General features: G+C 73.5%; 5 protein-coding genes. 2 read left to right on the top strand and 3 right to left on the bottom strand.

Annotation, left to right across the window (positions count from 1 at the left end; translation table 11 throughout):
• The first annotated feature begins 127 nt into the window (after window positions 1-127).
• Window positions 128-1,144 carry a zinc-binding alcohol dehydrogenase family protein gene (locus HYE82_RS33705; RefSeq protein WP_179178023.1) on the top strand — a complete coding sequence of 339 codons (1,017 nt, stop codon included), beginning with the start codon at window positions 128-130 and terminating at the stop codon, window positions 1,142-1,144.
• A gap of 100 nt (window positions 1,145-1,244) precedes the next feature.
• Here the strand turns inward: HYE82_RS33705 and HYE82_RS38680 are convergent, their stop codons facing one another.
• From HYE82_RS38680 to HYE82_RS33690, 3 genes are all read right to left on the bottom strand, one after another.
• Complete coding sequence (locus HYE82_RS38680) at window positions 1,245-1,952, bottom strand: RDD family protein (RefSeq protein ID WP_256988051.1); 708 nt, start codon at window positions 1,950-1,952, stop codon at window positions 1,245-1,247.
• A 168-nt stretch (window positions 1,953-2,120) separates the two neighbouring features.
• Window positions 2,121-2,543 carry a secondary thiamine-phosphate synthase enzyme YjbQ gene (locus HYE82_RS33695; RefSeq protein ID WP_179178022.1) on the bottom strand — a complete coding sequence of 141 codons (423 nt, stop codon included), beginning with the start codon at window positions 2,541-2,543 and terminating at the stop codon, window positions 2,121-2,123.
• Between the two features lie 124 nt (window positions 2,544-2,667).
• Window positions 2,668-4,002, bottom strand: a complete 1,335-nt coding sequence (locus HYE82_RS33690) for a ricin-type beta-trefoil lectin domain protein (RefSeq protein ID WP_309144541.1) — start codon at window positions 4,000-4,002, stop codon at window positions 2,668-2,670.
• A 387-nt stretch (window positions 4,003-4,389) separates the two neighbouring features.
• On the opposite strand from HYE82_RS33690, the gene HYE82_RS33685 reads away from it, so the two are divergent.
• A complete protein-coding gene (locus HYE82_RS33685) occupies window positions 4,390-5,394 on the top strand; it encodes a M4 family metallopeptidase (RefSeq protein ID WP_218783359.1) in 1,005 nt (334 codons plus the stop codon).
• Window positions 5,395-5,425 lie beyond the last annotated feature (31 nt).

Below are 5,425 nucleotides of genomic sequence, written 5' to 3'. Positions count from 1 at the left end.
CCCCGCAGTCGCCCTACCCGGCAGATGCTCCGCCCCGCGTGGCGCAGCCGCCGCCCCGCCCGGAACCGCCACAATCGGAACGTACCTCCACCGATCCCGCCTCATCACCCGAATCGGGGGCCAGCCGATGCACGCAGCCGTGGTCCACGCCCTGGGTCAGCCGCCCCGGTACGAGTCCGTGCCCGAACCCGCCCCCGCGGCCGGCGAGGTCGTCGTCGAGATGCTGGCGGCCGCGCTCTACCCACTGGTGCGCTCGTTCGCGTCGGGCGGCCACTACACGGGCGGTGACGCACTCCCGCTGGTACCCGGGTTCGACGGGGTCGGCCGGACCACGGAGGGCGGCCTCGTCTACATCCCGGGGCTCGAACCGCCCCGCGGGACGATGGCCGAACGCGTCGCCGTCCCGGCTGCCTCGCTCATGCCCGTACCGGACGGCCTCGATCCGGCCGTGGTCGCCACCGCCATGAACCCCGCCTCGTCCGCCTGGATCGCCCTGCGCGAACGGGCCCGGCTGCGGGGCGGGGAGTCGGTGCTCGTCCTCGGCGCCACCGGGAACGCCGGACGGGCCGCCGTCCGGCTGGCCCTCGACCAGGGCGCGGGGCAGGTCGTGGCCGCCGGGCGCGATCCGCTGGGCCTGCAGGACGCGTCCGCGCTGGGCGCCGCCCGCACGGTCCTGCTGGACGGCCCCGGAGCCGAGGTCACCGACGCCTTCGGCGCCGCGGCCGCCGACGCCGACATCGTGCTCGACTACCTGTGGGGCCGGCCCGCGGAGCTGGCCCTCGACGGCATCCTGCGCCACCGCGCCGACCCGACCCGCACGCTGCGGTGGGTCCAGGTCGGCTCAGCCGCCGGGCCCGACATGACGCTGCCGTCCGCGTGGCTGCGCAAGGCCGACGTGGACATCTGCGGCAGCGGACTCGGCTCGATCTCGGCCGCACGCCGCAGCGCCTGCCTGCGGGAACTGCTCGCCCGGCTGCCGTCCCTGGCGCCTACCGGCGAGATCGTCCCCGTACCGCTGGCCGAGGTGCACACCGCATGGGAGACACCGCTGCGCTCCGGCAGCCGCATCGTCTTCGTCCCCGCCGGCGGCGAGGAGCGCCACTCCGGCGCGGCGCAGCTCCGCAAGGACCGCGAGGCGGTCTGACCCGGGTTGTGCCGTCCCCGGCCCGGCCGTGTGCACGAATCCGGCCCGGGAAGGGCGGTGATCCGGCCGGTCCGGCGGCTCCTGCCGGCGCGGTGGTCCGTCAGGCCGGGAGGTCCCGGCGCCGGGCGTAGCGGAGCCCGGCCAAGTCGGCGTGGTACAGATCGCCGTCGTCGTTGTCCGTGACGGTGCCGCGCGCTGCCCCGCCGCCGCACAGGCCGCGGAAGAACGCCCGCACCCAGTAGTAGGGCTGCAGCGGCAGCCAGCACAGGCCGCACAGCCAGCGGTACACGAGGCGCCAGAAACCGGCGCGCCCGCCGTCGGAGGCGCGGATCACCCGGATCCCGGTGATCAGCTTGCCCGCGGACGCGCGGAACAGGAACGCCAGAAGGACCTGGTTGGCGAAGGAAATGCCGAGCAGCGTCGCCAGGGCGGTCAGCGGCCGGCCCTCGTGCCCGCGCGCCATCAGGTACGGGACACCCGCGGCGACGACCAAGTCCAGCGTGGCGGCGAACCAGCGCCGCGCGTCCCCGGCGGGTCCCGGCGCGTGCGGCCGCAGCGCCCGCCCGTACGGGGGCTGCGGCCCGTACGGCGGCTGCGGTGCGTACGGGGCGGTGTACGGCTGCTGCCCGGGGGCGTGGCCGTAGGGGGCCTGGGCGTACGGCTGCTGGGGGGCCTGGCCGTAGGGAGCCGGGCCGTACGGCTGTCGGCCGTACGGCGGTTGGGGCTGCTGTGAGTGCTGGGGATGCGGGTACTGCGGTGGGTACTGCTGGTTGTGCGGGTGCTGCTGATGACTTGGTGGCGTGTTCATGCCCATATCATGTGGCACCCCGTGAGCAGATCCGGCCAGGCACGCGGCGGTTTCCGGGGGGCGTGTGCGGCGGGATGCGGGGTCGAAACCCCCGGGACGCCGCGGCATCGTCACCCGACCGGTGCATTCCGCCTCGCTGCGGTCGTCAACGAGACGGCCGGCGCGCCCCTAGCCGAGGAACGACAGGCGGACCTGGCGGTCGGGGTTGTCCTTGTTCGTGTCGACCAGGCAGACGGACTGCCAGGTGCCGAGCTGCAGGCGCCCGCCGAGGACCGGCAGGGTCGCGTGGGGCGGGACGAAGGCGGGGAGGACGTGGTCGCGGCCGTGGCCGGGGGAGCCGTGGCGGTGCTGCCAGCGGTCGTCCGCGGGCAGCAGGGTGCGGAGGGCGGCCAGCAGGTCGTGATCGCTGCCTGCGCCGGTCTCGATGACGGCGACGCCCGCGGTGGCGTGGGGCACGAACACGTTGAGCAGCCCGTCGCGGCCGGCTGCGGTTTCGGACAGGAACCGCTCGCAGTGGCGGGTGAGGTCGATGACGGTCTCGGAACGGCCGGTGGCCAGGTCGAGCACCCGGGTGGTGAATCGGTCGGACATGGGCACCATGGTGGACCACCGGGGGCGTGCGACGGGCAACCCCCGGCGGGCACACCCCCGGCGGGCCCGGCGGCCGGCGGGCCCGCCCCGTGCGCCGGAGCGGGCCCGCCGGCCCGGCCGCGTACTACTTGGGGGCCACCCAGACCTGCCGCTTGTCGGCGTTCGCCGCGTACAGCTGGACCGGAGTGCCGTTGGCGGTCGCGCCGCCCTTCACGTCGAGCACCCTGCCCGTTCCGGCGCTCACGATCTGGCCCTTGGCGTTGACCGACCAACGCTGGGCGGCGGAGCCGTTGCAGTCCCAGAGCTGGATCTTGTTGCCGTTGGTGTTGGCGTTGCGGGAGTTGTCGAGGCACTTGCCCAAGGCCCGGAACGTGCCGTCCTTGTAGAGGATCCAGGACTGCGCCGCGGTGCCGTTGCAGGTGTACAGCTGGATCTGGGTGCCGTTCCCGGCCTTGCCGCCCTTGGCGTCCAGGCATTTGCCGCCCAGGCCGGCCACCTTGCCCTGCGGCGGCAGTGCGGCCCCGCCCCCGGCCGCGAGCCGGCGCAGGCCCTGCACGTCGAACTGCTGGACGTACGTACCGGCCCGCTTGTCCTGGTAGGCGTACGCGGGCGAGCACATCACCGGGAACTGGCCGGAGTCGGAGCCCTTCACGCAGTCGCCCTTCTCCGTGCTGCGGTTCGCGTGGGCGAGGCCCAGGCTGTGGCCGAGCTCGTGGCTGATGTGGTTCTTCATGTACGTCTCGCCCATGGAGGCGGTCGGCTTGCCCTGAGGGGTGAAGAACTCGTCGTCGATGTAGGCGTGTCCGCTGGTCACGGTGTCGGGCACGGAGGCGCTGGTGAAGCCGCAGCTCAGGTTGGCCGTACCGGATCCGTCCCGGACCACCGACCACCCCGTGCTGCCCATGCTGCCCTCGCCCGCGGGCGGCTTGCACGGGTGGTGCAGCACACCCATGACCACCTCGCCCTTGGGCCTCGCGTAATCCCATCCCACGGGCCGGGTGTCGACGGTGACGGGCAGGTTCGTCACACGCTGGAGGTCCGCCGCCGACGCCTTCACGTAGGGAGCCAGCCAGTCCGCGGACTTCTGGTCGTAGAACTTGATCGTGTAGCCGGTCGGCAGCCACTTCGTCGCCTGGTGGATCTTCCACCCCTCGCCCTGGGGCGGGCGGGCGGCCACGGTCGTGGCCGCCCGCGCCGCCGCGGACTGCGCGCTTGCGGCGTCGAGCGCCATGACGCCGTTCCGGAACGCCGTGTGGTCGCCGGTGGAGGTGGCGGTGTCCTCCGCGTGGGCGTCGGGCGCCTCCTCGAGCGCCGGTATGCCCGGGGTGGCGGAGGCCGTGGGCCCGCTGCCGTCGTCCTCGGTGCCGAAGGCGCTGTACGACAGCTGCAGGCCGCCCACGATCGCCGCAGCGGTGCACACCGCGATCACCGAAGCCCGTTTTCCGGATCTGAATCCCACGTCCCCGTTGCCTCTCTTCGTGGTTCGCCCGGACCCCGGCGCGGCATCGCACACGGGCATCCGGAATCGAACACATGATAGGTGAGGGGCTCAACACCCCACGGGGCGCGGGAGTTGACCCGCCCCACTCCTGGGGGGCGGCCGAGCGGACGGCGGCTGGGGCGACGGCGGTGCCGGGACCGGACGCACCGCCGTGTGGGTGTGCGCCGCGCGGCTGTTCGGACGAGCCGGAACGGTTCCCCGGGTGAGATCCCGGGGGTGGCGCCGGTCCCGCGCCCCAACCGGCGGGAGCCTGGCCGGGTGCATCCCACTCATCCCGCCGGCGACGGTGCGCACCGCCCGTCCGCGTCCGGCACCTGCCACTGCGCCGTCCTTCCCCCCTACGTCCTGGAGAGCCTCGCCGAGGCGGACGACCCGCGGATCCGCGAAGCCGCCGCGAAGACGCTCGAGGTCGACGCCCGGCTGCGCGAGGTCCGGGCCGCTGCGCCGAGGGAGGTGACGCGCGCCCCCGTCACTGCGGGCGTCCTGGAGCGTACGGTCTTCGACACCCACGAGACCCGCGAACTCCCCGGTGACGTCGTCCGGACCGAGGGCTCCGACCCCGTGGTCGACGGCACGGTGAACCGCGCCTACGACGGCCTCGGCCTCACGTTCGCCTTCTTCGAGGAGGTCTACGGCCGCCACTCCATCGACGACCGGAACCTCCCGCTCGACGCGACCGTCCACTTCCGCCGGAAGTACAACAACGCCATCTGGAACGGCCGCCAGATGATCTTCGGTGACGGCGACGGCATCGTCTTCAACGACTTCACCATCGCCGTCGACATCCCCGCCCACGAAATGGTCCACGGCGTCACCCAGTACACGGCCGACCTCGTGTACGAGTACCAGTCCGGCGCGCTCAACGAGTCGGTGTCGGACGTCTTCGGCAGCCTCGTCAAGCAGTACGCCCGCCGCCAGACGGCGGAGGAGGCCGACTGGCTGATCGGCGCCGGACTGTTCACGCCGGCGGTGCGCGGCCAGGCCCTGCGCTCGATGGAGGCGCCGGGCACGGCGTACGACGACCGCCTGCTCGGCGGCAAGGACCCGCAGCCGGACAGCATGGACCGCTACGTCGAGACGGACCTCGACAACGGTGGCGTCCACATCAACTCCGGTATCCCGAACCGCGCGTTCTACCTGGTCGCGAACCAGATCGGCGGCTTCGCCTGGGAGCGGGCGGGCCAGATCTGGTACGACACCCTCACCTCCGGGGAGCTGAGCCCGCGCGCCGACTTCAAGGACTTCGCCCGGGCCACCGTCACGGCGACCGAGCGGCGCTACGGGCGGGGGATGGAGTACGAGGCGGTCATCAAGGCCTGGGCGCACGTCGGCGTCAACGGCAATGGCTGAGCCGGACCCGCCCCGCGGTACGGCCGCCCCC

Source organism: Streptomyces sp. BR123 (genome assembly GCF_013401435.1).
In the GTDB taxonomy this organism is placed as follows: Bacteria; Actinomycetota; Actinomycetes; order Streptomycetales; family Streptomycetaceae; genus Streptomyces.
Note: the sequence above shows the minus strand (reverse complement) of the source record. Positions and strands in the feature narration are given on the sequence as shown.

Coding starts and splice junctions, on each gene's coding strand:
- HYE82_RS33705 (WP_179178023.1), top strand. CDS start 128: ATGCACGCAGCCGTGGTCCACGCCCTGGGTCAGCCGCCCCGGTACGAG.
- HYE82_RS38680 (WP_256988051.1), bottom strand. CDS start 1,952: ATGAACACGCCACCAAGTCATCAGCAGCACCCGCACAACCAGCAGTAC.
- HYE82_RS33695 (WP_179178022.1), bottom strand. CDS start 2,543: ATGTCCGACCGATTCACCACCCGGGTGCTCGACCTGGCCACCGGCCGT.